The sequence below is a fragment of the Cytobacillus sp. FSL R7-0696 genome, assembly GCF_038006865.1.
GTDB classification, from domain to species: Bacteria; Bacillota; Bacilli; order Bacillales; family Cytobacillaceae; genus Cytobacillus; species Cytobacillus kochii.
In genome coordinates, this window is record NZ_JBBOWA010000001.1 from 727,942 (window position 1) to 753,778 (window position 25,837).

At 37.5% G+C, this 25,837-nt stretch carries 26 protein-coding genes and 2 pseudogenes; 5 read left to right on the forward strand and 23 right to left on the reverse strand.

Annotated elements, in window-relative coordinates; genetic code table 11:
* Positions 1–564 precede the first annotated feature (564 nt).
* Together MKX29_RS03795 and MKX29_RS03800 are read right to left on the reverse strand one after the other, a co-directional pair.
* The gene (locus MKX29_RS03795) at positions 565–846 is read right to left on the reverse strand and encodes a heavy metal-binding domain-containing protein (protein ID WP_251162690.1); all 282 of its coding nucleotides are present in this window, start codon (positions 844–846) and stop codon (positions 565–567) included.
* 15 nt (positions 847–861) lie between these two features.
* Positions 862–1,230 (reverse strand): annotated as a pseudogene (locus MKX29_RS03800) (C40 family peptidase); the annotation flags it as partial.
* Between the two features lie 271 nt (positions 1,231–1,501).
* Here MKX29_RS03800 and MKX29_RS24440 point away from each other — a divergent pair.
* From MKX29_RS24440 to MKX29_RS03805, 3 genes and pseudogenes are all read left to right on the forward strand, one after another.
* Positions 1,502–1,573 (forward strand): ZinT/AdcA family metal-binding protein, encoded by a 72-nt coding sequence (locus MKX29_RS24440; RefSeq protein ID WP_373370939.1) that lies wholly within the window; start codon positions 1,502–1,504, stop codon positions 1,571–1,573.
* A gap of 59 nt (positions 1,574–1,632) precedes the next feature.
* A pseudogene (locus MKX29_RS24445) lies at positions 1,633–1,737 on the forward strand (hypothetical protein); the annotation flags it as partial.
* A 17-nt stretch (positions 1,738–1,754) separates the two neighbouring features.
* Positions 1,755–2,003 (forward strand): ZinT/AdcA family metal-binding protein, encoded by a 249-nt coding sequence (locus tag MKX29_RS03805; RefSeq protein ID WP_281202960.1) that lies wholly within the window; start codon positions 1,755–1,757, stop codon positions 2,001–2,003.
* Positions 2,004–2,118: 115 nt separating this feature from the next.
* Here MKX29_RS03805 and MKX29_RS03810 read toward each other — a convergent pair whose 3' ends face one another.
* The 15 genes from MKX29_RS03810 to MKX29_RS03880 form a co-directional block, all read right to left on the reverse strand.
* Positions 2,119–2,946, reverse strand: coding sequence for an STAS domain-containing protein (locus MKX29_RS03810; RefSeq protein WP_224934831.1), 828 nt, complete (start codon positions 2,944–2,946; stop codon positions 2,119–2,121).
* 116 nt (positions 2,947–3,062) lie between these two features.
* The gene (locus tag MKX29_RS03815) at positions 3,063–4,328 is read right to left on the reverse strand and encodes a dicarboxylate/amino acid:cation symporter (protein WP_251162692.1); all 1,266 of its coding nucleotides are present in this window, start codon (positions 4,326–4,328) and stop codon (positions 3,063–3,065) included.
* A gap of 142 nt (positions 4,329–4,470) precedes the next feature.
* Positions 4,471–5,388 (reverse strand): phosphotransferase, encoded by a 918-nt coding sequence (locus MKX29_RS03820; RefSeq protein ID WP_251162693.1) that lies wholly within the window; start codon positions 5,386–5,388, stop codon positions 4,471–4,473.
* 220 nt (positions 5,389–5,608) lie between these two features.
* Positions 5,609–6,328 carry a glycerophosphodiester phosphodiesterase gene (locus MKX29_RS03825; protein ID WP_251162694.1) on the reverse strand — a complete coding sequence of 240 codons (720 nt, stop codon included), beginning with the start codon at positions 6,326–6,328 and terminating at the stop codon, positions 5,609–5,611.
* 4 nt (positions 6,329–6,332) lie between these two features.
* A complete protein-coding gene (locus MKX29_RS03830) occupies positions 6,333–7,658 on the reverse strand; it encodes an ABC transporter substrate-binding protein (RefSeq protein ID WP_224934823.1) in 1,326 nt (441 codons plus the stop codon).
* A 22-nt stretch (positions 7,659–7,680) separates the two neighbouring features.
* Positions 7,681–8,493, reverse strand: coding sequence for a carbohydrate ABC transporter permease (locus MKX29_RS03835; protein ID WP_224934821.1), 813 nt, complete (start codon positions 8,491–8,493; stop codon positions 7,681–7,683).
* Positions 8,490–9,401: a carbohydrate ABC transporter permease gene (locus MKX29_RS03840; protein WP_251162837.1), complete on the reverse strand. Its 912-nt coding sequence runs from the start codon at positions 9,399–9,401 to the stop codon at positions 8,490–8,492. The genes MKX29_RS03835 and MKX29_RS03840 overlap by 4 nt, the downstream gene beginning before the upstream one ends.
* A gap of 19 nt (positions 9,402–9,420) precedes the next feature.
* Positions 9,421–10,506: an ABC transporter ATP-binding protein gene (locus tag MKX29_RS03845; RefSeq protein WP_224934818.1), complete on the reverse strand. Its 1,086-nt coding sequence runs from the start codon at positions 10,504–10,506 to the stop codon at positions 9,421–9,423.
* A gap of 339 nt (positions 10,507–10,845) precedes the next feature.
* A complete protein-coding gene (locus MKX29_RS03850; RefSeq protein WP_224935714.1) occupies positions 10,846–11,106 on the reverse strand; it encodes a YciI family protein in 261 nt (86 codons plus the stop codon).
* Positions 11,107–11,145: 39 nt separating this feature from the next.
* Entirely contained in the window at positions 11,146–12,465 is a 1,320-nt protein-coding gene (locus tag MKX29_RS03855; RefSeq protein WP_251162695.1) for a GntP family permease, read from the reverse strand.
* Positions 12,466–12,502: 37 nt separating this feature from the next.
* A complete protein-coding gene (gene hisD, locus MKX29_RS03860; protein WP_251162838.1) occupies positions 12,503–13,786 on the reverse strand; it encodes a histidinol dehydrogenase in 1,284 nt (427 codons plus the stop codon).
* 208 nt (positions 13,787–13,994) lie between these two features.
* The gene (locus tag MKX29_RS03865) at positions 13,995–14,978 is read right to left on the reverse strand and encodes a LacI family DNA-binding transcriptional regulator (protein WP_224934814.1); all 984 of its coding nucleotides are present in this window, start codon (positions 14,976–14,978) and stop codon (positions 13,995–13,997) included.
* A gap of 144 nt (positions 14,979–15,122) precedes the next feature.
* A complete protein-coding gene (lepB, locus tag MKX29_RS03870; protein WP_095370347.1) occupies positions 15,123–15,665 on the reverse strand; it encodes a signal peptidase I in 543 nt (180 codons plus the stop codon).
* Positions 15,666–15,746: 81 nt separating this feature from the next.
* Positions 15,747–15,932, reverse strand: a complete 186-nt coding sequence (locus MKX29_RS03875; RefSeq protein WP_224934812.1) for a cysteine-rich CWC family protein — start codon at positions 15,930–15,932, stop codon at positions 15,747–15,749.
* Positions 15,933–16,034: 102 nt separating this feature from the next.
* Positions 16,035–16,913: a helix-turn-helix domain-containing protein gene (locus tag MKX29_RS03880; protein ID WP_251162696.1), complete on the reverse strand. Its 879-nt coding sequence runs from the start codon at positions 16,911–16,913 to the stop codon at positions 16,035–16,037.
* Positions 16,914–17,299: 386 nt separating this feature from the next.
* Here MKX29_RS03880 and MKX29_RS03885 point away from each other — a divergent pair, with 386 nt between their 5' ends.
* Positions 17,300–18,319 (forward strand): beta-carotene 15,15'-monooxygenase, encoded by a 1,020-nt coding sequence (locus MKX29_RS03885; protein ID WP_251162697.1) that lies wholly within the window; start codon positions 17,300–17,302, stop codon positions 18,317–18,319.
* 63 nt (positions 18,320–18,382) lie between these two features.
* Here MKX29_RS03885 and MKX29_RS03890 read toward each other — a convergent pair whose 3' ends face one another.
* From MKX29_RS03890 to MKX29_RS03910, 5 genes are all read right to left on the reverse strand, one after another.
* On the reverse strand, positions 18,383–19,579 hold the full coding sequence (locus MKX29_RS03890; RefSeq protein WP_224934806.1) for an aminotransferase-like domain-containing protein: 1,197 nt from the start codon (positions 19,577–19,579) through the stop codon (positions 18,383–18,385).
* A gap of 35 nt (positions 19,580–19,614) precedes the next feature.
* Positions 19,615–20,391: an ABC transporter ATP-binding protein gene (locus MKX29_RS03895; protein WP_095370352.1), complete on the reverse strand. Its 777-nt coding sequence runs from the start codon at positions 20,389–20,391 to the stop codon at positions 19,615–19,617.
* Position 20,392: 1 nt separating this feature from the next.
* A complete protein-coding gene (locus MKX29_RS03900) occupies positions 20,393–21,190 on the reverse strand; it encodes an ABC transporter permease (protein WP_224934804.1) in 798 nt (265 codons plus the stop codon).
* 111 nt (positions 21,191–21,301) lie between these two features.
* On the reverse strand, positions 21,302–22,291 hold the full coding sequence (locus tag MKX29_RS03905) for an ABC transporter substrate-binding protein (protein WP_251162698.1): 990 nt from the start codon (positions 22,289–22,291) through the stop codon (positions 21,302–21,304).
* A 29-nt stretch (positions 22,292–22,320) separates the two neighbouring features.
* Positions 22,321–23,415, reverse strand: a complete 1,095-nt coding sequence (locus tag MKX29_RS03910; RefSeq protein ID WP_224934800.1) for an iron-containing alcohol dehydrogenase family protein — start codon at positions 23,413–23,415, stop codon at positions 22,321–22,323.
* Between the two features lie 309 nt (positions 23,416–23,724).
* Here MKX29_RS03910 and MKX29_RS03915 point away from each other — a divergent pair, with 309 nt between their 5' ends.
* Positions 23,725–24,612 carry a carbohydrate kinase family protein gene (locus tag MKX29_RS03915; protein WP_251162699.1) on the forward strand — a complete coding sequence of 296 codons (888 nt, stop codon included), beginning with the start codon at positions 23,725–23,727 and terminating at the stop codon, positions 24,610–24,612.
* Positions 24,613–25,047: 435 nt separating this feature from the next.
* Here MKX29_RS03915 and MKX29_RS03920 read toward each other — a convergent pair whose 3' ends face one another.
* Positions 25,048–25,824 (reverse strand): sulfite exporter TauE/SafE family protein, encoded by a 777-nt coding sequence (locus MKX29_RS03920; protein ID WP_224934796.1) that lies wholly within the window; start codon positions 25,822–25,824, stop codon positions 25,048–25,050.
* Positions 25,825–25,837: the final 13 nt, after the last annotated feature.

Here is a 25,837-nt window from a genome sequence, read left to right on the forward strand (position 1 = left end):
CTGGGGGCTCAAGTCACGTCCTTAATACGTGTATCTATGACTACATGTAATCAACGATAAAAGGTGCATTCTTTCAACTTTTATGAGCTGATACTGTAGATAACTACCCAATCGTTGAATAATTAAATCCCAATTTCTCATTTAAATCACTGAGAGATTGGGATTTTTAATACTGGAATATCCTTAACGTTGTAAATCCGCGTTTTGCTGGCGGTACCCCTATTAGCATTTTTTTCATTTCGACCATTCCTTTCTATTTTTTCAATTTTTTGTTCTTTAAGAATATATCACGATTTTATTTTTCCACAAATAGGGAATTATTCATATTTTTATAATTTTTAAAAAATTAAAGAACTATATAGGAGTACTGACAGCAAAACGCTTTTACAAAGAATAGTTCACTCTGCAGACAACCTTTCATTTACACAAAAAAAGAAATTAACAACGCTTCATTGGCTCTGTGGCGAAATTAATTTCTTTTAAACGGGATAATATCTTTTAAATGTAAATGACTTTTGATTTAAACATAGTAAAGCAGCCATTAAGGCTGCTCCGTAGTAGTTATTAATCAATCAATTTAATTACAGTGCCATATCCTGAAACCATAACATTTTTATCTTGATTAAAAAATTTAGTATCATAACGGATATGGATAACTCCATCCCCACCCATGCTTTCAGCGTATTCCATCACTTGCAAATTAATTTTATTAAATGCCTCCGAAATGAGGTCTTTTTCTTTTGTAAAACTAATTAATTTGTTCTCTTTTACAGGTGTTGTGATGTAATTATGGTAAACATCTAATACTTCATATTTTTCTTTAATATCCCCTGTCGACATAATCATTTGATTTTTCCTCCTTTAAAGTCGCTTCACTCTACCGTTAAATGTATCTTTCCAATACCCACTTGTCATATCTTCAATTGCCACACCTTTACTCGTTTGAGCACCTATGAATCTTCCATCTCCTATATAAATACCTACATGCCCATCGTCTTTATAGGTATTGAAGAAAACAAGGTCTCCTGGTTTCGCTTCTTTTAGTGATACGGTTTTACCAAGGTTCTTTAATGTATCAGTAGTAGTTGATGTTAACGGCCCGAGATTTACACCAACTTGATCAAAAGCCCAATGTACAAAGCTTGAACAATCAAAGCGCCCTGCTTCAATATCACTTTGGTTTCTTCCACCACCAAAGACGTATTCGGAATTACCAATCCATTGACGCCCAATGTCAGCTACTTCTACACCACTTAACCCCTCTGCTTATATAAAAAAAACTGCATACCAAAATATATCAACAAGTGCAAAAAAAGAAGGATTACGAAAAATGAGAGAACAAAATGAAAAAATGAAATTTATTTTCTTTGGGAGCTTCCATCTATTTATTTTAGCTGCTTGTGCAGTGAAGGAAGTCACAGATTCATCTGCAAAAAATTAGGCTGTAGATGAAACAGATACTCGTGGTCATAGTCATCACCAAGAAGACAATGACCAGCAAATTTATGAAGGATTTTTCGGTGAGGACCAAGTAAAAGACCGCTCCCTTTCTGATTGGGAAGGAGACTGGTAATCTGGAACACTTGATGAGGTATAACAGCACAAAGTTAAAGAGCATGTAGAAAAAAATACAAAGAGCATTATACAGTAGGTTACAAAACAGAGATTGATAGAATAGAAATAGCTGGTGAAAAAATGATATTTCATCATGAAGAAACTACACTTTCTGGAACATAGAATAGGATGGATTAAAGATCCTTACTTATGAAGCTGGTAATCAGGGGGTTCAGTATTTGTTCAAACGAGTGGATGGAGATCAAGCCGCACCAAAGTTTGTGCAATGTAGTGACCATCATATATATTCAACACCAAGCGCTCATTTTCATATTTATCTAGGTAATGACGATCAGGAAACTCTCCTAGAAGAACTAACAAGTACGCCAACTTATGATCCATCAGATTTGAGTGAAGAAGAAATTGTTCACGAGAAGATCGTACATTAAGACCTAAATGATATAAAAGAACCTAGGTTTGTAAGAGAAAAGAAAACAGGTTCACTCACTATGAAAATAAAATAGAACACGAAAAATTTTTCATGTTCTATTTTATTTTAACTATTTATAATGTCTTTGTATGATGAATGGCTTGTGCCAATGAAGAATAGATTTTAATATTACGGAAATTAATACCTAATTGAACAGCTGTTTGCGCAATTTCTGGTCGAATACCTGAAAGACTGGCGACGGTACCAATTAATTTCAAGCCATCTATAACCTGAAAAATTTGAGCAGCCACCATTGTATCTATGATTGCTACGCCAGATAAATCAATCACAAGCTCTTCAATTTGCATATCGTTACATTGTTCGAGTGTTTTATCAAAAATGACTTGCGCACGATGAGTATCAATATCTCCAACTAGAGGGAGAATAGCTACATCCTGTTTAATTTTTATCACTGGTGTACTAAGTTCAATAATCATCTCTTGCTGTGCTTTTAACATACGATTAGATTCTTCGATATTTCTTCTACTAAATTCACTCATAATTTTTCTAAATGATTGCGAAATCAATCGATTAAGCGTGTTAACTTCTTTATGTGATAACACCGTCGTTGATTCCTCAATATAATATTGAACTACATCGAAATATTGCTCTTGCACACTAAGAAATTCACTAATGATTTCATCTAAGGGCGTGCTTAAATGGGCAGGGTCCTTTGCAATAGAAGTAACCCATTCATCGAATGCTTCTGTTGGTGCCTCAGATTCTGTGTTAAATAACTCTGCAAAGATTTCATGGAATGCATGATTTTGTTTCTTTAATGTAGTAATTTGAGAATCGTCTGTTGTGCTATAGACACCATCTTTACTCTTATCTAATTCCGCATACCAATTCTCTGTTAAATCCCAAGTTTTCTCCTTAAAGTACTCGTAAAATGATTTCATCCGCATTTTCTCCTAATCATCAACATTGTGAGTATCACTTTCCCCAAAATATGATACCAGAATTCTTATACCCAATCACCTAAAACTATAAACCTATTTTTATAAATTTTTTTAAATTAAACTGTTTTTACATGGAGCGCCTTTTTCAACCAATCTTTTCCCTCTACTAATCTACTAACCATCATCGCGCACACCGTATTACCTGTTGAGTTCAGAAGTGTGGCTGGCGCATCAATAATTGTACTGATCACAGCTATAATCGGCAGTACTTCAGGCGGAAATCCAAATACACTCAAGATGAGCATTTCACCAATTAATCCCCCACTAGGTATCGCTCCCATAACCGCACCTACTAAAAAGGCGACAGCAATGATACTTAATATTGTTGGCAAATCTGTCATACTTTGCCCAAACAAGCTAAATATAAAAACAATCTTAATCACGCCACCAAAAACTGAGCCATCTTTATGGGTGTTTGCTCCTAATGGGATAACTGTTTCAGCAATATCTTTAGGTACGCCCATTTTCTTCGTCGCGTCAAGATTCACTGGAATACTTGCCGCACTTGAACATGTTGCAATTGCAGTCACTGAGGGTGAAATCGCATTTTTCCAAAATACACTGATTCCCTCTTTCCCACCAGCAATAAAGGCATACAATGTGAAAAAGCCAAAATAATAGACAAGTGTTATACCTAGATATAAAACAAAAGCACGAACATACCCACCTAAAATCTGCGGTCCTAATTCACCAATAATCGTTGCAAAATAACACCCTAGACCAATCGGCGCATAATACATAACAATCTTTACAATTTTCATCATAATATCTGTGCCTGATTGTAAGAAGGTAGCCATTGGTCTGCCTTTCTCACCTACTAGTGCGGTAGCCAAGCCAAATAAGATGGCGAAAACAATAAGCTGTAACATATTGCTTTTAGAGAATAAAAGATGGAAATCATTAACGGTCACCGTCTCAACTAGTTTTGCAAGTAACGAAATATTCTCAGGTTCCTCTTCTGCCACTTCCGCCTCATCCATCATAGCAATAATACTTGAAGTATCCGTTTCTTTTAATGGATCGAATAGAGAGGTACCTGCGAATCCTAATACAGCAGAAACGACTGCTGTTAAAAAGAAAACGAGGAATGTACTTCCCATAATTTTACCTAAACGTTTCATCCCACTAATATTCGCAATCGCCGATGCTATACTAAAAAAGACGAGTGGAACAATAATCATAAACATTAAATTTAAAAATAGATCTCCAAAAGGTTTCACAACAGATGTCGCAGGCCCGAACACTACCCCTGCTATACCACCAATAAGAATAGCAGCTAATAACAAAATAGTCGTACGATAGGTCGAAAATAACTTCTTCATTATAAAAAACTCCTTCCTCTCTTACTTCATGACACAAAAAGAAAACTCACCCATTGGCGAGTTACTAATGGTAGCATTCAAATGTTCTAACTAAATTGATAACCCTTGTATTTTAGCGTATTTTTAATCTTTAAGCTAGCTATTAATGATTGGAAATGAGATTCGCTAACCCTACTTTCGCTTCTCTTATAATGCCTTCATCCTGTTTATCCATCCCATAAAAAAGTAAATAGCACATCACATGCAACCCTCTGAACATAGCTAACGATTCCGTTTCTTTATCAATTGCACCATAAATAGAAAAAAAGCGTTCCCTCATATATGATGGAACGAACGTATAAGCAACAGCTAAATCAACCGCCCGATGGCCAAGATGCATATCTCCAAAATCGATTACACCTGCAAGCCGCAAATTATTACAAATCAGAAAGTTGCGGAAATAAAAATCCCCATGAACCAATGTATTCCTTGCCGTTACACTCGTATTTATTGCTAGTTGAATGATGGCTAAAAAAGGTTTTCGCGAGTCAATAACTTCATTTGCCTCCATCCATTCTAATCGTTGAATAACTTCTAGTTTTTTTGCATGAACGTCTAGCCTACCAATTTCATCCCCTATGATTCCATGAAAATGACTACTTGGTATTTGATGAAGGGCTTTTAAAAATAAGGCAATGTCCTCAACGATAGCGCCACGATCTTCCGCGCTTATCTCTCGTTCATTGATAGAAACACCCTTAATCAACGGATAACCTGTGAATGGGTATGGAAACTTACTACTTGGTTGACCAATATATATAGGTGTAGAAATTTGAAGATTACTGTGTAAGTGTTGCTTTAATTGTGGTAACCATCTATTTTCTCTTTCTATTAAGGGCACAGCAATTTTTCTTCGTGGAAATCTAAAAATGACCGATTCATTTACAACGAAGACTTTATTATCCCACCCTTCACCGCTCTCTTGAATAGTGACAGGTTCAAGTATCGGAAACTGTTCCCTAATTATTTGTTGTGCTTCGTCTATAGTAACTTCAACATCGCTATCCCATATTGCAGACAATATTCAGCCCTCCTCTTTAATAACAGTTTGCTATTTACACCTGAATCCTATCTTATCACACTAACTAAAGCTTCCTTATTTATGCTTGTAAAACTTCAATTTTAAATTCCGGAGTAAAAACTCTTTTAGACACGAAAAATACTCCCCTTTAGTAGACAGATTTTTTAAAAATCTGTCTACTAAAGGGGAGCATACAATCACACTACACTTGCCTTACTTTTTATTTAAGTTGTTCGGGTACGTCTGTCATAATGACCTCGACACCTGTTTCAACTAATTGTTCCTTTACTGCTCTTTCGTTTACGGTATAGACACGAAGAGGATATCCTTTTTCTATCGCTTCTCTTCCATAAGTAGAAAGAGCGAAACTTGGTTGACAATGAATGGCATCGGCACCGATATCCCTTGCTACTTTAATAGCTTCATGTTTCACACCAGCAATTAAATAACCAACCGAGATATTCGGATTTATCGCTTTTACTTTCTTTAAACTAGATGCATTAAATGAAGAAATAATTACTCGGTCTTGTATTTGGTACCGATCAATCAAATCTAAAACTTTTCTTTCCATCCCCTCATAAGCAATGATATCGTTCTTTAATTCTATATTTAATGTAAGGTCATTGCCCTCCTCTACAAGCCACTCTAATACTAGTTGAAGTGATGGTAAACCCTCGCCGATAAAATCAGAAGAAAACCATCCTCCTGCATCTAAGCCAAGGAGTTCTTCTAAAGTTAAATCTTTAACATAACCCTTGCCATTCGTAGTACGATTGATTTGTTCATCGTGAATAATGACTAGGTGGCCGTCCTTACTCATTTGCACATCTAATTCGATTCCCTCAACTCCAGCATCTAAGGCAGCTTGGAATGCAGTCATTGTATTTTCAGGAAAGGTACCACTCATTCCTCGATGAGCATAAATAGAAACTTCATCCACCCTCTCACTGACTCCCATTTTTTCTGTTCGCTGCCTCTAATGACTGATCTATTTCTGCTGCCGCACGATCCAATGCTTCTTTCGGTTCAACACCTTGATATAGGCTTTCCATTGCACTCACAACTTTTTGACGCGCTTCTGGGAAGACAGAAATTAATGCCCCTTGAGTCGCCTCAGATGGAATTGTATTTTTCAACTGATCAACCGTTACTTTTAGCTGTGGATACTTCTCCCACTCTTCTTGTACAACCGGTAAGTCATAGGCTGCTGGGTTAATAGAAAAATAACCTGACTTTAAATGCCATTGTGCCTGTACGTCAGGAGTGGTCACATATTTCATGAATTCCCATGCAGCACGCTGTTTTTCCTCATCAATATCTTTCGCCATCCATAAAGAAGCGCCGCCAATAATTACCCCTTGTCTGTCTACTCCATCCGGTACAGGTAAATATCCTGCACCGACCTCAAACGGTGCATTATCAACTGTCGCTCTAATACCTGCTGATGAATCTAGGTACATAGCAATTTTGCCAGATTGGAAAGCGGCCCGGATATCATCCCAATTTTGTCCAGTATTATAGAAGGTACCTTCTTTATGCATCTCACTAATTAATTCAAAGACTTTTAGCCCTTCTTCACCATTAAATACTGCCTTTTCCGCATTACCAGTACGTCCGTTATCATTATCAACAAATAATCCACCTTGGACCGCGATTAATTCCTCAATAAACCAGCCGTAATTTAAAATTGAAAAGCCCACTTGGTCATCGTTCGTTAATTTCTTAGCTGCCTCTTTTAACTCACTATACGTCTCAGGCGCTTTCTCTGGATCTAATCCAGCTTCTTTAAAAGCATCTTTATTGTAAATAAGTACCGGAGTGGATGAATTGAATGGCATCGAATATTGCGTGTCATCTACAGAATAATAATTAGTGATATTCTTCTCCCATTGATTCATATCGTATCCTTCATCATCAATAAATTTCTGCACTGGTTGTATTTTCCCTGAATCAATCATATATTTCGTCCCGACTTCAAAAGTTTGCATGATTGCTGGGGCATCTTCTGTTCCAGCTACCGTATTAAACTTCGTAATCGCTTCTTCATATGTCCCTTGAAAAACAGGTGTAACTGTAATCTCATCTTGTTCCGCATTGAAACCATCAGCTACTTCTTGCACAACATGCTCAAGCTCGCCACTCATCGAATGCCAAAATATCACTTCTGTTTTTCCATCTTCACTAGCTTCCTCTGTATTTGCCGAATCATTTGAACATGCCGTCATGAATATGAGCATACATAAGATACTGACCACCCAAAGCTTCTTCATTCTTTTCATCCTCTCCCCACTTCTACTTTATTGCTCCTCTAGTTAACCCTTCTTGTAAACGTTTTTGACCAACAAAGATTAATAGTAAAGTTGGCAAAATGACGAGCATCACCCCTGCCATTACCACCCCCCATTCAGAGGCAATTTCTTGTGTCTGCATCTGCTTTAAGCCAATTTGGACGGTCCTTACCTTTTCATCATTCGTGACAAGCAATGGCCATAAGTACATATTCCAAGCCGTCAAAAAGCAATAGATTCCGAGCGTTATTAAACTAGTTTTCGAAATCGGCAAGACAACCGTTAAGAAGAACTTAAAGCGACTCACCCCCGAAACCTGGGAAGCTTCATATAATTCAATAGGAATCGTCTTAAATTGTTGTCTAAGCAGAAAAGTCCCAAAGGCCATAGCGAAGAAAGGAATCGTTAATCCTGGAAAACTATTTAACCATCCCAGTGATTGTATCGTTTGAAAATTTGGTACCATCGTCGCTTCCCAAGGAATCATCATCGTGGAAATAAAAAGCATAAACAAAAGGTTTTTCCCTTTAAATTTTGTAAAAACAAAAGCAAAGGCTGCTAAACTGCAGAGTAGTAATTGTCCCAACATAATGACTGTGGATACGACCAAGCTATTGATCAAATACCGCAGTAACGGAACCTTTTCGAAAGCATTCAGATAGTTGGTTAGTGTAAAGTTTTCTGGTATGAGCTTTCCTTGCAGAACTTCTCCCCCTTGCATAAAACTAATCATAAAAGCGTAGACAATGGGAAAAAACATGATAAAACCTGAGAGAATAAGGACTAAATATAATAAGATTTTCTTCCCGATTGTCATTGATAATGCACCTTCCTCTCACCGAGCTTGAACTGGATCACTGTCAAGATGAAGACACATAGAAAGAGAAGAACCGCCTGTGCGCTGGCAGAACCAATATTATAGTTAATGAAGGCATCTTTATAAATGGAATACACAATCACATTGGTTGAATCGATTGGTCCTCCCTTTGTCAAAATATCGATTTGCCCAAATGACTGAAATGAATTAATCATCGTCACTGTAAGAACAAAGAAAAGTGTTGGTGATAGCATTGGGAGTGTGATTTTTCTAAAGGAATAAGAAGTACTTACCCCAGCAATTCTTGCGCTTTCATATAATTGGGAATCGATATTTTGTAAACCCCCTAGCAAAATGAGAAACGTAAACCCTGTATTCATCCAAATCGTCGCGATTGCGACTGAGAGCAACGCAGTATTCGGATCTAATAAGAAATGCATATCAGCAAAACCAAAAACGTTTAGTATTTTGTTCGCTATGCCAATCGAAGGGTTATAAATAAACATCCATATGACTGATGAGGCAGCTACGCTCATGCCCATCGTTGAGGAAAAGATGGTTCTAAAGAAACCAATGCCTTTCAATTTCTGATTAGCTAGTAAAGCCAAAGCAAGAGCGAGAATCACACCAACTGGTACCGTGTATAAAACGAATAAGAAAGTGGCCTTAGCACTTGTTAAAAAACTAGTTGAAGAAAGCAATGTAGTAAAGTTCTCCCAACCTGCAAAAGACAACGGTTTTCCTTGTGTATCAGTATAGAAAAAGCTCAAATATACCGTCCTAACCATCGGATAAAAGAGAAAAATAATAAATAAAATAAAAGATGGTAGTACATATAACCAGCCTTCAAAAGATGCAAGGGAAAATCGATTTTTTCTTAAAGTTGGCCGCTTTGGGTCAACGTTCATATTAAGTGATGACATAAAACTAAATCACCTCCACACCTTCAAGAAAAGTATTCTGTTTCGTTTGATCATCAAAGAAAACTAAGTCCTCTGTTTTGATAGCAAAAGAAACCTTCTCTCCTAAAGGGATCGCATGTTGACCTTGCCACCTTGCTGTCCACTGCAATTTATCCGTTAACTGAAAATTAATTAATGTTTCTGTCCCAAGCATTTCTACATTTGTAACGATAGCTTGCAATGTGGCCTCATCCGTATTCGTTGCTCTTACTAAATGCTCAGGTCTAATTCCAATCGTGAATTCACCGGTTAAATTATGATGAATTTGCGGGAGCGTTGTATCGCATGGCAGATGGACATTTCCATTTTGAATATATCCATTCACCATATTCATCGGCGGTGCACCAATAAAGGATGCCACAAACGTATTCGCCGGGTGATTATAAATATCAAGCGGCTTCCCCACTTGTTGCACTTCACCTTGATTTAAAATCATCATGCGATCGGCCATCGTCATCGCCTCTGTTTGATCATGTGTGACATAAATCATCGTAATACCCAATTTTCTTTGTAACTGCCTTATCTCTGAACGCATTTTTGTTCTCAATTTTGCATCAAGATTTGAAAGTGGTTCATCCATTAAACATATAGGATCTTGTGTAACGATTGCTCTAGCGAGTGCTACACGCTGCCTTTGACCACCCGATAATTCCCTTGGTTTCCTTTTCAAATATGGTGTGAGTCCAAGCATTTCTGCCGCTTCCTTACACCTCTGTGATTGTTCAACTTTCGTCAGTTTTTTCACATGTAGACCAAAGGCAATGTTTTGTTCAACTGTCATATGAGGAAACAGAGCATAATTTTGAAACACCATAGATAATTCTCTCTTACTTGGCTTTAACTTATTTGCATAAGCCCCGCCAATATAAAGCTCACCACTACTTATTTCCTCTAATCCAGCAATCATCCTTAACAACGTACTTTTTCCACAACCAGAGGGCCCGACTAACACAAAAAATTCCCCAGGCTCAATCACTATATCAATCCCTTTTAACACTTCTATATCCGCTTGGTAAGACTTTCTCATCTGTTTTAATTCCAAAGCACGCATATTCTCTCACCCCTTATACCGCCCCCTAAAGAAAGCCATATACCGATGAAGTAAAAAACCCTTTACTCGTCGAATATACGGCTTTTTGAAAGAAGGCAAGTCTATCCACTTGTTATATATTCATGATACTTTTGGAATATGAAGGAAATATTAGATTCCCGTATAATAATGTAAAATACGCTTAAACTTTATGGATATACGGTAAAGACAGTGGTGAGAACAGATCATATAATCGGTTGTTCACATCGCCGTTATCCAATCCAGCACCTACTTCCTATCTACTCTTCAAACAAAAAAAAGAACATACATAGATATGCATGTTCTTATTCCAATATATGACTACTCGATGATAGACCATTCCTTTAGCTCTAATCGACGAGCATGATGGACAATATATGGGTCATTTTCTGCTAATGTCATTGCTTCATCGTAACTATCGGCATTGTATACGACTAGCCCACCAGTTCCATCAGCAAAGGGACCTTTGGCGAAGATTTTCTGTTCTTTCTCCAGTTTGTTTAAATACGCTAGGTGATCTGGACGAATCTCCTTACTTTTCTCAATATCTACCATATGCAGAATTGCCACAAAATAAGATATGACGATAACCTCCTATGAATCTATTTACTTTTTTCTAGATTATACACCAACACCGAAAGAAAATAGAATAACCGCTAGTACAACAGCAGCAATTGGTACCACTACAGTCATTAAACCGAATGCGGGATAAGCATCTTTATGCGTTTCTCCAGCAATAGAACGAATGGTTGTCACCGCATATCCTCCATGTGGTAATGAATCAAGCGTACCTGAAGATAAGGATACCGTTCTATGGAGCGCTTCTGCATTCACACCCATATCTAAATAATGAGGTGCTAAGATTGGTAAAGCAATTGTTTGCCCGCCAGATGAGGAACCGGTTAATCCAGCGATAACCATAACAGACAATGCCCCTCCAATTAATGGTGAACCGGGAATACTGGTCATAAAATCTACAGCAGAAGAAAACGCAGGTGTGATTTTTGCTACACCGCCAAAACCAACAACAGCAGCCGTATTTCCAATTGCTATAAGAGCTCCCATTGTTCCTTCTCCCACAGCTTCCCAGAAATTTCTGAAATATTTACGATTAAGTAGCCATGTAGCTATAACACCACCTGTTAAGGCAAGAATTAATGCGGATTGCGCTAAAGAATCGTGGAAAACAAAGGCAACAATAAGAACAACTAATAAAGGAATAAGGCTTAATAAAGGATGAGGTAATTCACTTCTTATTTCATTGTTATCTGTATCTCTTCCAACAAATTTTTCTCCCTTCCTTACCGCCCTTCGTATCACTTTCATCAATAACCAATAGCCAAATATAAGCATAAATATCGCTGTTATTATACTAACTTCCCATCCGGCATATGGGTTTGTCCCTAAATAAGGAATTGGAATCCAGTTTTGTATTTCTGGTGAACCTGCAGATGTCATTGTAAAAGTTGTTGACCCAAAAGCAAGTGCAGCCGGAATAAATCGCCGAGGTAAATCGGCTTCTTTAAACAAACTTACTGCCATCGGGTAAACAGCAAAGGCAACTACGAATAAACTAACACCACCATAGGTTAATACTGCACAAGAAAGGACTACTGCAAGCACAGCATGCTTCATCCCGATTTTTGTTACAATCCAATGGGAAACGCTTTCAGCAGCACCGCTATCTTCCATTACCTTCCCAAATATAGCCCCGGCTAAAAACATCAAGTACCATGAAGTAATGAAACCGGCAAAACCATCCATATAACCCGTAATGAAATCTACTTCATCCTTACCTGCAAACTGTGGAAATAACGGAACACCATTCAGCACTGCAACAAACAGTGCTGAAAGTGGCGCCACAATTAAAAGGTTCATCCCACGCATCACAAGGACAGTAAGTAAGACTAATCCACCAATTAAACCGATCATACTTAACATTGAATATCACCTGCTTTTTATCTAGTTAAAAGCTCATTTACTGTTGATTTCCGTATCTTCTCACACGTAGTAAAGCTTGTTCTGCATGTCCTGCGAAATTTTCTAATTGACATAAACGTGCAGCATATTCACCAATATAGGCACTTTGTTCTTTTGATGTTACCTTTTGATAGGTCACTGTTTTAAGAAACTTGCCTACCCACAAGCCACCAGTATATTTGGCTGCCCCTTTTGTTGGTAGTGTATGGTTGGTACCAATCACCTTATCACCGTATGCTACATTCGTTTCTGGTCCTAAGAACAAGCAGCCATAATTCGTCATATTCTCTAAAAAGAAGTCTGGGTTTTTCGTTAATATCTCTACATGTTCAAATGCAAGTCTATCTGCTTCTGTTAAAGCTTCCTGCTCGTCCTCAACTAAAAGGATTTGTCCATAATCATTCCAAGAAACACGTGCTACATCAGCAGTCGGTAATATCTTTAATTGGCGTTCAATTTCCTTCACTGTTTCCTCTGCAATTTTTTTAGAGGTAGTGATTAATGCACCTGGAGATGTCGGTCCATGCTCTCCTTGACCTAATAAGTCAGTAGCAATCATTTCAGGATCACTGGTTTCATCAGCCACGACTAGTGTTTCCGTAGGTCCAGCGAATAAATCGATACCCACGCGACCATATAATTGACGTTTGGCTTCTGCAACAAAAGCATTTCCTGGACCAACAATCATATCAACCGCTTCCATTGTTTCCGTGCCAATTGCCATACCAGCCATTGCCTGAATTCCACCTAAAATATAAATTTCATCTGCTCCTGCTTTATGCATAGCGTACACAGTTGCTGCAGGGATTTCTCCATTGATGGGAGGAGTACAAGCGATGACCCTTTTTACCCCAGCAACTTTCGCAGTTAAAACACTCATATGCGCTGAAGCCACCATTGGATAACGTCCACCTGGGATATAACAACCTACACTATTAACTGGAATATTCTTATGACCTAAAATAACACCTGGCATTGTTTCAACTTCAATGTCTTTCATTGATTTTCGTTGCTCTTCGGCAAAATTCCTAATGTTATTTTGAGCAAACTCAATATCTAAAATAGTTTGTTCAGGAATCGAAGCGCAAATCTCCTCTATTTGTTGCTCACTTAACCGAAAAGTTTCTGGAGACCATTTATCAAATTTTTCCGATAGTTCTTTTAAAGCCTGATCCCCTTCTCTTTCAATTTTATTAATTGTGTTTCTTACAATCTCAGAAACTTTTAAATCTTCTTGTTGAATATCCTCTTCTACTTTTCCTCTTTTTAGGTAAATGACCATCATTCATTTCCTCACTTTCTGGATTTTTGCATACGTATGCAAAAACTTTTAAAAAAAATATCATTTTGTTTTGCATACGTATGCAAAGGTTATGAAATAGATGATAAATGAAGCGTTTTCATTTGTCAAATATATATTTTGTTATTTTCCTATATTCAGAAATTTTTACATAAAGAAAAATCCTTGGGCTGCAAGGACTTTCCTTCTTTTATTTTGTCGTTTGACGATGGATAAACTTACCTTGAACCTTCACTGTCTTATGCCCGGTTTCCCGCTGATTTCGTTCAAGGAGGCGAATGGTTTCATCCACCATCTCTTCAATAGGTTGAACCCATGTAGAAAGATTATAATTAGGCCAAGAGGACATTTTGATATCATCAAAACCAATCACCATTGTCTGTTCTGGCACCTTTATTTCCTTGCTTTTCAATGCATCAAGAGCACCTAATGCCGTAATATCATTAGCCCCAAATATCACATCTGGTACATACTCTTTTTCAATCAATTCTTTTGTTAAGAAAAAGGCTTTCTCGTATGTATAGTCACCTTCAAGAATCTTGACGGGGATTCCTTTGTTTTTGAAGTAATTAACAAAACCTTCTTGTCTTTCCTGACTAGTTGATGTATTTATTTTACCTGTAATAAAGACGATTTTTTCACAGTACAGGCGATCGACATATTTTGCTATTTCATTTGCTGCATTGATATTATCACAACTGACAGAATTACACTCAAGATTCTTATCATAGCGATTAAACAATGTCACTGGAATATGATTATTTTTTAGTTTAGTCACAATGTTAGATGAGAGCATTGCATCTGTAATTATAATCCCCTCGACATTATATTCAAGAAAATGATTGATTTCCTCTTGCTGTATCTCTTCATTTTCTGTATAGACAAATAAAACTGAATATCCCTTCGCTTTTAGCTTGTTCGTAAAAATCCCTAATACTTCATGGTAAAATGGGTTTTGAATATCCTTCATTGCTAATCCAATCATATTTGTTCGTTTCGTTATAAGACTTCGTGCAAGAGCATTCGGCTGATAGTTTAACTGCTCAGCCACCTCAAGCACTCGCTGTCTCGTCTTCTCGGACACGCTTGCACCTGGAGTAAATACTCTTGATACAGTTGACTGCGAAACATTTGCCAACCTCGCCACTTCCATCGCCGATACTATCCTTTTCACTGTTTTTTCGACTCCTAATTATTTTGATATGTTATAGTTTAACATTTTTTCGAGTGAATGTTAGAACCTAACATGACGTTATCAATAAAGTTCTATTCACGAAAAAAACCTAGCGAATCAACAAACTAGGTTTTTCCTTCTCCCTTATTTAACGACTTCCATATGATCCATCGGCCAAATAACCGCTTTGGCTTTCCCAAGGATTCTTTCTTCAGAGATGACACCTATGACCCTACTATCAAGACTTCGTTTTCGGTTATCTCCTAATACAAAATAATGCCCTTCAGGAACAACGGTTTGACTTACTTTCGTATCTTTGAGCTCAAAATCATCTGTAAGCATGCCTCTTTCTAGTGCTTCTTTTAACTCATCTAAATAAGGTTCATCGTATTCCTTACCATTTATGTATAAATGATCATTTTCATAAGTAATTTCATCTCCTGGCAGGCCAATTACTCTTTTAATAAAATTACGCTCTCCATCACTATCAAAGACTACAATATCAAAGCGGTCAGGTTCACCTAATTTACTCATAACAACTCGGCTTTGGTCATGTAATGTCGGTTCCATTGAAGCCCCATCTACAACGACAGGAGAAAAGATGAAAATACGGATAAGAAAAGAAATAATTAGTGCAATTATCAATGCTTTGATCCACTCAAACATTTCAGTTCGGACTTTTTGCACACACAATACCTCCTAATATTTCTCCATTTTCTATTCGCTATCAAGCGAGCAAACTCCTCCTGAATGTAAAATATATACATCTCACTTTTTATATTTTCTTATACATCTCTCACAAACACAACTTTTTCCCCTATTCTCCTGAGGAATTAATTCTAAGAGCGTTTGTGGGATACCACCAATATGGAAGCACCAACAATCCTTGAGCTTGCTCTCTTCAAGCCCACAGTTGTTTTGCTCACCACAAACTGGACATTGTTGTTTATTCATCCTTTCACCTCTCACCCAATACTACTCAGCTTTTATTATGGCATAAACAGGAGATGAAGTTCACAGAAAAATAGGAAAAGCATGTAGCCTTTCCTTTAGCATCTATTCACTAAAATCAAGATTTTGCGGTTCTTTTGGTAGACTCTCTTGAAAAGTAAGGTTCGTTGTTGGCACATGTTCACTGACCTCTACTAATTGAAACCCATCCATCCAGACCTTCCCTTTTCCAATGAGTAATACCCCAAAATGAATGGACATACTCTCTTCAGGCACATCTAATACAATGGTATAATGATTCCACTCATTTGTACCCTTAATGGGGCGATTATCCATATTATCGAACTGTAGCACATCACCATTATTGTCATCTACTCTCATCCAAGCCCCACATTTTTCTACATCTTCCGTCTTTATATAACATGTTAGTTTCAGTCTTTTCCCTCTATATTTCTCAGCTTGGAACTGTTGCATAATAGTAGCGAATTGCTGGCTATTTACATCACTAATATTTTTAAGTAAAGCAGATTGATGCCCCGTATGGAAAGTTTGTTGGTCCAATGTCATTTGATAATATTCTGGGGCGCTTCCACTTAATATCCAGCCATGAATAATTGTTTCTCTCGTCATCTTATTGTTCTCCTCCTTTAAATGGATAAGACTAAATAACTTACGGTACTTGCCCGGTGGTAGAGAATAAATCTCTTTAAAGGCCCTCGTAAAAGCCTCTTGAGATTGAAAATGAAGCAAAAAAGCAATCGAAAGAATAGATTCATCACTCTCTATTAATAACGATACTGCTAAAGCAAGCCTACGAAAACGAATATATTCACCAATTGTCCGACCCGTTTCTTGTTTGAATACCCTTATGAGATGAAACTTGGAATATCCTACATTCCTTGTTAAATCATCAAGTTGGATCTTATCTAGTAGATGCGTCTCTATAAAACAAATTGTTTTTTGCGTCGTTTCACTATACTGCACTCTCACTCACCTCCCCTTTATTTTACGATAGTTGATTGAGGTTTTTTTGATGGGGATTGCTAAAATAATTATTTATTATCCTACAGGAGGAATTTATTCGATGGTTACTTGTTGCTCATAATGGTATTGTAAATAAATGTTTAAAAAGTAAAATCAATATGAACGTCTTTTATAGAAATCCTTCCCCGTCCGAAAACACGAAACTCAAAGACTCCTGATCAAACACTTTGAATGACAAAAATGCATTAGTCCCTTTATTTTACGGCTCTGTTTTCTTTTGTACTTTCCTTTCACATCCGTACTTCAGTTATCCTGCTCATTCATTTTTTATTTGGAAGCCCCTTCTGTTCATATGGTATAATTTAACTAAATGGGAGTGATAAGACATGAAAACCATAAGCAAAGGGAAGTATCTGTGGCTTTTTTTATTACTGGCGGTTCTCTTTTTCAATACCCTTCTGTATCAGACCTCAGTTGGTGCATTGATTCTACCGGCAAATGCGCAAGACGTTGTTTTAGGTTCATTGATTGACTTCATGATCATGTTGCCATTATTTTTCATGTTATATAAAGGGAAGTTTTCTTTAAAATCTGCATTGTTACTTTGTGCGAGTGGCTGCCTTTTGGCAAGATTGATTATACCAGCGGAATTGCTCGCGCCGTATTCCTCTTTTGTATGGGGCGTTATTTTAATCGAGGTTATATTTATTTCTTTAGAACTTTTACTTATTGTAACCTTTATAAAGTATATGCCAAAAATTATTAAGGAAGTAAAACAAAGCTCATTACCAACTGTGTTCTCATATTCATATGCTGTTGATCACTACACAAAGAAGTATCAGATTATTCGTATTGTTTGTTCAGAATGTTTAATGTTCTATTATGCTTTTGCTAGTTGGAAAAAAACACCGCGAGAGGGCATAACACTTTATAAAAACTCCAGTTATATTTCTTTTCAGATTATGCTTATCCATGCCATCCTTATTGAAACCATCGCTATTCATTGGTTAATCCATCAGTATTCTATCGTTTTATCAATAATCCTATTTATCAGCAATGTGTATGCTGTTATTTTTTTCATTGGTGACATACAAGCAATGAAATTAAACCCTATTTATTATCAAAACGGCACTCTATACCTATCACTCGGATTAGTGAAACGAGTGGTTATTCCAATTGAAAATATTAAAACACTGATGGAAGAAAAGTCAGTACTTCAAGGGAAATTATCAAAGGATACCGTTGAATTTATGACTAGAGATTTAGAAAAAGTGTACCCAGATATCATTCTAGAACTAAAGGAACCTGTTCATGTAACTTATTTTATGGGATTTAAGAAAGCCTATAAAAAAGTAGCGATTCGCTCTGATTCTCCTTTACAGTTGAAAGAGTGGCTCACTTTATAAATCATCTTCACACCTTCAAACCTAAAAAGAGCGTGCACCTCAGGATTGTGCACGCTCCTACCTTTATTTATTGATTTCTTCTGCCACTACATGACTTAGAATTTCGATTCCCTTTTTAATTTCCTCTTTACTCGCATAGCTAAATGATAAACGTAAGAAGCTTTTGCCCTCGTCTTGGTGTAAGAAGAAGTATTGGCCCGGTACGTATGCTACGCCTGCTTGTTTCGCTTTCGCAAGCATAGCCGTTGTATCGACCCCAGGCACTTCAATCCACATAAAGTAACCACCTTCTGGGCGGTACCATTTCACACCCTCAGGCATGAAATGAATCAATGCTTCATATAAAATGACTGCTTTTTCTTCATATTTTTCTGTTAGTAAAACAGAACGATGGGCTAAATTCACTTTTTCTAGATAAGCAGACATCACCGACTGGGCAAAGGGATGCTCTAAATCTTTCTTGAACCAGAAAAGCGCTTCTATCCACTCACTATGTGCAGCGATCCAGCCAACACGCATGCCTGGAGCGACTACTTTTGATAGCGAGCCGACATAAAATACACGATCCTCTTCATCTAATGATTTTAATGTTGTTGGACTTTCTCCAAACGCAAGCTCACCGTAGGCATCATCTTCAAGAATGAGAAAATCATACTCTATTGCTAGTTTGATTAATTTCTCCCGCCTAGCGAAAGATAACGTCGTGCCTGTTGGATTTTGGAAGGTTGGAATTGTATAGAGAAGCTTTGGAAGAGGTTCTTCCTTCTTCGTCCTTTCGATTAATATCTCTTCCAATTGTTTTGTGTCCAAACCATCTGCATCAATAGGGATTGTGATGATGTTTTTCGTGTAATTTTGGAAGATTTCCAGTGCCTCCATATAAGTCGGTGACTCGACGATAATGAAGGCATTTTCATCTAATAAAATACGAGCAATAAGATCGATGGCCTGACAAGCACCTGAAGTCACAAGTACTTCATCCTCTTGCACTTCCATCTTTCGTTCGTTCATACGCTCGATCAATTGTGTTCTTAATTGATCAATTCTTGGACTACCAATATAGTGAAGCGGCAAATCTTGTTCTTCTGTCAATAATCGCTCTGTAGCTTCCTTTAATTCAGTTGACGGAACAAGGTTAGCAGCCGGATAACCCGAGTTCAGGCGAATACATCCTTCCGGTACTGCTGACATCCATGACCCTGGAGGTATATTGCTGAGGGCCTGCTTAACGACCTCAGGGAAATAGGCTTCTCTCTTCAATTGTACCAAGCACCTTTCTGTTTTCATTTATAAAATTAAATAGATTTTAAGCTTTCTTCTCGTATTAATGATAACAGTTCTTCTTTGTATTGTGCGAATTGATTTGTCGCTTTCACACTAAAGTCTCTTGGTCTAGCAATATCAATCGGTACCTTTTTCTTCAGCCTTCCTGGTCTAGCTGTCATTACATAAACCGAATCGGCTAGAAAAATTGATTCATCGACATCATGCGTAATAAAGAGAATCGTTTTCTTCGACTTTTCCCATGCCTTTAATAAAACCTCTTGCATAATATTTCTTGTTTGCGCATCAAGTGCACCAAATGGTTCGTCCATTAATAATACCTTCGGGTCATTTGCTAACGCACGAGCGATGGCCACACGCTGTTTCATCCCTCCAGAAAGTTGAACAGGATAGTGATTCTCAAATCCTTCTAATCCAATTAATTGAAGATAATGACGAGCGAGATCATCTCTTTCCTTTTGTTTTGCTCCCTTTAATTTTAAGCCAAAAGAGATATTTTCTTTTACCGTCAACCAAGGATATAGAGTATACGATTGGAATACCATGCCTCTATCTGGGCCAGGCCCATCGATAGGTTGGCCATCTAATAATACCTCACCGGTTGTCGCTTCCTCTAAACCAGCAACAATTCTTAATACGGTTGATTTACCACAACCGGAGGGACCAAGAATCGTAACAAATTCACCATCATCAATGGTAAAGGATGTTTTTTGTAGTGCGGTTGTGTCGCCGCTTTTTGTTCTAAATATTTTATCCACATCTTTAATTTCAAGCTTCGGTGTAGTCATATTACAATCCTTCCTTTCTCATCCATGAAAAAGATTTACGGTAAATCCATTTAAAGATGAGGTCAGTCAATAATCCTAATAAACCAATAATCAAAATACCAACAATAATTTTATCAGGTTGTAGGAATCTTGATGCCTGCATAATCATATAGCCGATTCCACTGGAAGCACCAACAATCTCTGCCACAACTAAATAAGTCCACGCCCATCCAAATGTAATTCTTAATGTATCAACAATCCCAGGCATGGTTGCCGGGAGTATCACTCTCGTAAATACTTGTAACTTAGAAGCACCTAATGTATAAGAAACATCAATTAAATCATTATGCACATTCTTTGTTACATCCATGATCATTAACGTTAATTGAAAGAATGTTCCGAGAAAGATAACACTCATTTTTTGCGTCTCTCCAAGACCAATCCATAAAATTAATAATGGAATAAACGCTGAAGCTGGCATATAACGAATAAAACCTATGAGTGGCTCAAATGCGCCTTGCATAATTCTTAGAGAACCCATTAATATCCCAAGAGGTACACCAATTAAGGCCGCCACTAAAAAACCGACTAATACTCTTGAAAAACTAATGCCTATATCTGAAAGAAGATTTCCATTGCTAAATAAATCTATGCCTGTGGTTAATACCGCTGTAGGTGTTGGTAAAAACAACGGGTTAACGAGCCCAGTATAAGTAATTCCTGCCCATATTCCTAATACAATAAGAAAAGTGATAATGCCGACTGATGAATAAAGGGACTTTGGAATTTCTTTATTCGGGGTTAATAATTTTCCTAACATTTTTTCTCACCCATTTTCTAATTTTTCCTTCTTCAACCAATTACCAGAGATAAAAATAACCTGAGCCTAACCGCTGACTGCTTGCGGTTAGGCTCCGAATAATTCATATCATTACTTGATAAAAGTAGGGTTAATAATATCTTCTGCTGCTGGCTCAGCTGTAATAATCCCTTGTTCTTTATAGAACTTTGCCGCGTTTTCAGTCGATTGGTAAATGCCGCCTTTAGCGTCTTCTGTACCAAATAATTCCTTATTCGCCTCATTATCCAAGAACTTTAATCCTTCTGCCGTTGCAACAAATTCTTCTACATCAATTTTTAAGCCTTTTGCCATTATTTCATTCGCTTCATCTTCGTTTTCTTTCCAGTAGTCCATTGCTTGACCCATGGCTGTTACAAATGCTTGTACATCTTCAGGACGCTCTTCAATGACTTTTTCCGTGAAACTAACTGTATCAACAATAATACCAGGAAGATCTTTCGTAGTTAGTAATACTTTACCGTTAGCTTCAGAACCGTTAGATAACCAAGGCTCCCAAGTAACTGCTGCGTCTACTTTACCAGCCGCAAAAGCCGCTCCTGCATCCCCAGCAGACATTGGTACAACTTCAACATCTTCTTCAGTTAAGCCCCCATCTTTTAGTGCGGTTAAAGCTAACATATGACTTGTAGACCCGACTTCAAAAGCAACTTGCTTGCCTTTTAAGTCACTGATTTCTTTCATATCATCTTTGACTAAAATACCGTCTCCACCGTAAGAATCATCCAATAACCATACCACATTTAAAGGAATATCTGATGCAGCTAATGATACTTGCACATCAAGTGCAGTAGCCATTCCATCTATTTGTCCGCTTGCTAGGGCTTGTTTTCTTTCTCCAAGACCTTCAACAATTGAAAGTTCAACATCAATTCCATTTTCTTCAAAGTAACCTTTTTCCTTTGCTAAAAATAGCGGTCCATAACCTGTCCATGTGGGTAAAGTAACTTTTAATGGTTCTTTGTTTTCGCCAGAACCCTCTTCAGATTCACCTGATCCGCCGCAAGCGGCTAATGTCACAGCAAGGACCATCATTGTGATTGCTAAAAACCATTTTTTCATGACTCATTTTCCTCCATTAACCATTCTATTTATTTTCTTAACATGTCTTTTCCATATTCATCTGCTTGCTTGACAGCTGTGATAACCATATCTGGTGTAACAGCAAATGGCATATTCTCCATATCTTCAATAGTCACTGAAACGTCTCCAAGTTCCTGCCACTGTGATTCAGACAATTCAGGCACATTCATTTGCTGTAGTGTATATGGTAGATTCACTTTTTGATAGTAAGCTATTAACTCTTTGATTTCGCTTTCTTCTTCATTTTCCATTGCTAGCATCGCTAAAATACCAAAAGCAACAATTTCACCATGATACGTTTCATGTATTTCTGGGAAGATTGTCAATCCAGAGTAAATGGCATGCGCACCCGCAGTTCGACAATCATCTCCGCCGTACCCACTCACACTTCCACTGATTAACAGAATCGCATCAATCATATCTTCAAGCTCAGTTGACAATTCCTTATTTTTCATAGATGCAACTGATTGCTCACCGATTGCTAACATCGTTTTGTATAACTGATTAGCAATAGCAATCGCTGTTTGGTTCCTTGCATTTGGTGTTGCTTTTTTAACTGATGTCTTCGTTTCAAACCACTTAGCTAACGTATCACCAATTCCAGCAATTAAATATCGAACAGGCGAGTGCAAAATAACTGTTGAGTCAACAACAACCATTTCTGGCACCTTCGCATCACGACTGATGGCAAGAAATTCACCTTGCTCACTATATGTAATCCAAATAGGAGTCGTTGCTGCGCATGTCGCTGCAATCGTCGGGAGTGCAACAAGAGGTTTATTTACGTGTGCGGCTACTGCCTTAACAGTATCAATCGCTTTCCCTCCGCCACATACAAGGATGACATCATAGTCGATTGTACTGAGTTCTTCTATTAATCTCTCAACATTTTCTCTAGAAGATTCTCCACCGTACCAAATGGAAGCAGCTAGTGTCATTCCCTCATTATTGAAACTGTCTCTTACATGACTTTCTACTATTTCACGACTCTTTATCCCACCAATAAGGACGACTTTTTCTCCATATTTCTTTACATTACTGCCAATTTTCATAAGTGCGTTTGGCTCTCTTATATACTCTGGTGTACCTACTGTTATTTTCATTAGAAAGAACCCTTTCTATCCAATTGCATAGATATGAATATTTATTAATTTTATTTAATCAATATACGACTTTCCACCTAAGCTGTCAATGAAAAATTGCGATTTTACCCTGATAATATTTGTTGTACCAGTTAGTAGTTAATTAATATAAATAAAGTGATTTTTCTAAGTTCTTATAAAGATAACTTTTTGAAAATAAAAACGAATGGTTTGTGGAAAAAGAGGAGGACATTTTGTGACTTGGAAGGCAGAGATAAATACAAAGTTATAGTATAATCAGCCTTATCAAAAACGATGGGAGACCTGATTGTGAAAAGTAAAGGTGTGATTTCTTTCGGTGAAGTAATCATGGACCGCATTATTTCACCTAATAGCCAATCCGTCATGAAAGTAGGAGGAGCAACCGCCAATGTAGCCATCCGTCTAGCTAGGAAAAGTGTTCCTACCTTTTATATGACAAAAATAGGTACTGATGAGCATAGTCAATATGCCAAACAGCAATTAGAAGATGAAGGCATCGACCTGTCTGGTACCATTACATCAGTTAATAAAAAGTTATGTATCGTATCAATTGTGCAAGAGGATGGAGAGCGTGAATTTCAATCTTACGAAAATGACACCCCTCATATATGGTTAGAAGCAAACGAGTTGAATGAAAGCATCTATCAAAAAACGCATATCTCCTATTTCGGTTCCGGAACGCTTTTTCATGACATTGCAAAGAAGACAAGCTTGAAAGCACTTAAACTAGCAAAGAAATATCAGCATTTCATCGTCATGGATGCAAATATCCGTTTAAAGAGATGGAAGAATGAATCAGATTGTAGAAAGACAATCAATTCCTTTTTAAAAGAGGCAGATCTAATTAAAATGACAGAGGAAGAGCTGCTATTTCTTTGTAAAGCCAAAGACTATAGAACAGCATTACAACAGCTTTCTTCATGGTCGAATCAGTGGATAATGATTACAAGGGGCCGTTTAGGTGCAACATTACTTCATAAAGAGAAGAGTATAACCGTTGAAGCACCTACCGTAGATGTTGTTGATACAACTGGAGCAGGAGATGCCTTCTTATCGAGTATTTTGCACGATATTTATTATCACGGGATTCCATCAGACGAGCTGGAATGGAAACATGTACTCCTTCGAGCAAATACAGAAGGAGCACATGCTGTTTCTATTTTCGGTGCTTATTAAATAGTCTACCATTTAAAGCAAAGACAATCATAAGCTGAGGCAGAGTGGGTAATGCCTCTTCATTTATATTGAACTTGGGATGATGGTTTAGGATAGCGACTATTTTCACTTCATCCCAACATTTACAAACGCAACAACCTTCCCTTTATATAAATCCAAAATCTTTTAGCTCCCGTTGAAGGTTCTAGCTCAGAAAAAGTTTCCTTTCAAACGGTTCATCAACCATTTCCTTTACCTTTAGAAACTTTCGGCATGATGATATACGGGAGGCTTCCCTGGTATGAAATGACATGTTTAATAAAAGATGAAATGTTAGTTCGTTATCTACTCAAATTGCGACGCGCTCAGCTTCTACTTTTCCTTCGAATGCGGCGATTCCCTACTCAATCTCGTATCAATATGAAAGCAGTGATTCATCGGCTCATCACTACCTTTTCAAAAAATATCTACCCATATTTTCACCGCTGTAGCTAGTATTAATAATGCGAGAATCATTTGCAACACTTTTGTATTCATCTTTTTACCAGCCATTGCACCTAAAGGTGAAGCAATTAAACTAGCAATAACCATGATGATTGCAGGATAATAGTCAACTTGCCCAGTAGTGACTTTCCCAACAGTTGCACCAATGGATGATATTAAGGTAATAGCAAGAGAAGAAGCAATCGTCATTTTTGTTGGGATTCTTAATACGGTTAACATGATTGGGACTAATAAAAAGGCACCTGCAGCCCCAACAATCCCTGCTGCCACACCGACGACAAGCGCAAGAGCTGCTGCTAACCATTTATTAAAAGTGACCTGATCAAATGGGATATCATCTATTCCTTTTTTAGGTATAAACATCATAACTGCAGCAATTAAAGCAAGTATACCGTATACGAGATTAATGCCACCTTCTGACATGAGCTTCGATCCATAACCGCCTATAAAACTACCTATTAAAATACTAGCCCCCATATAAATGATTAATGTTTTATTCAAATATCCACCTTTACGATATGCCCAAACCCCGCCAATCGTAGCGAAGAAAACCTGGACAGCACTAATACCTGACACTTCATGCGCAGTAAAAGTCGCGACACCTAGTAATGGTGGAATATATAATAGCATCGGATATTTAATGATAGAACCACCGATACCTAGTAATCCTGATAAGTAAGAGCCAATAAAACCAATTAAAAATATCGTCACAATAAATGCTAAATCCATTATGCTCATCTCC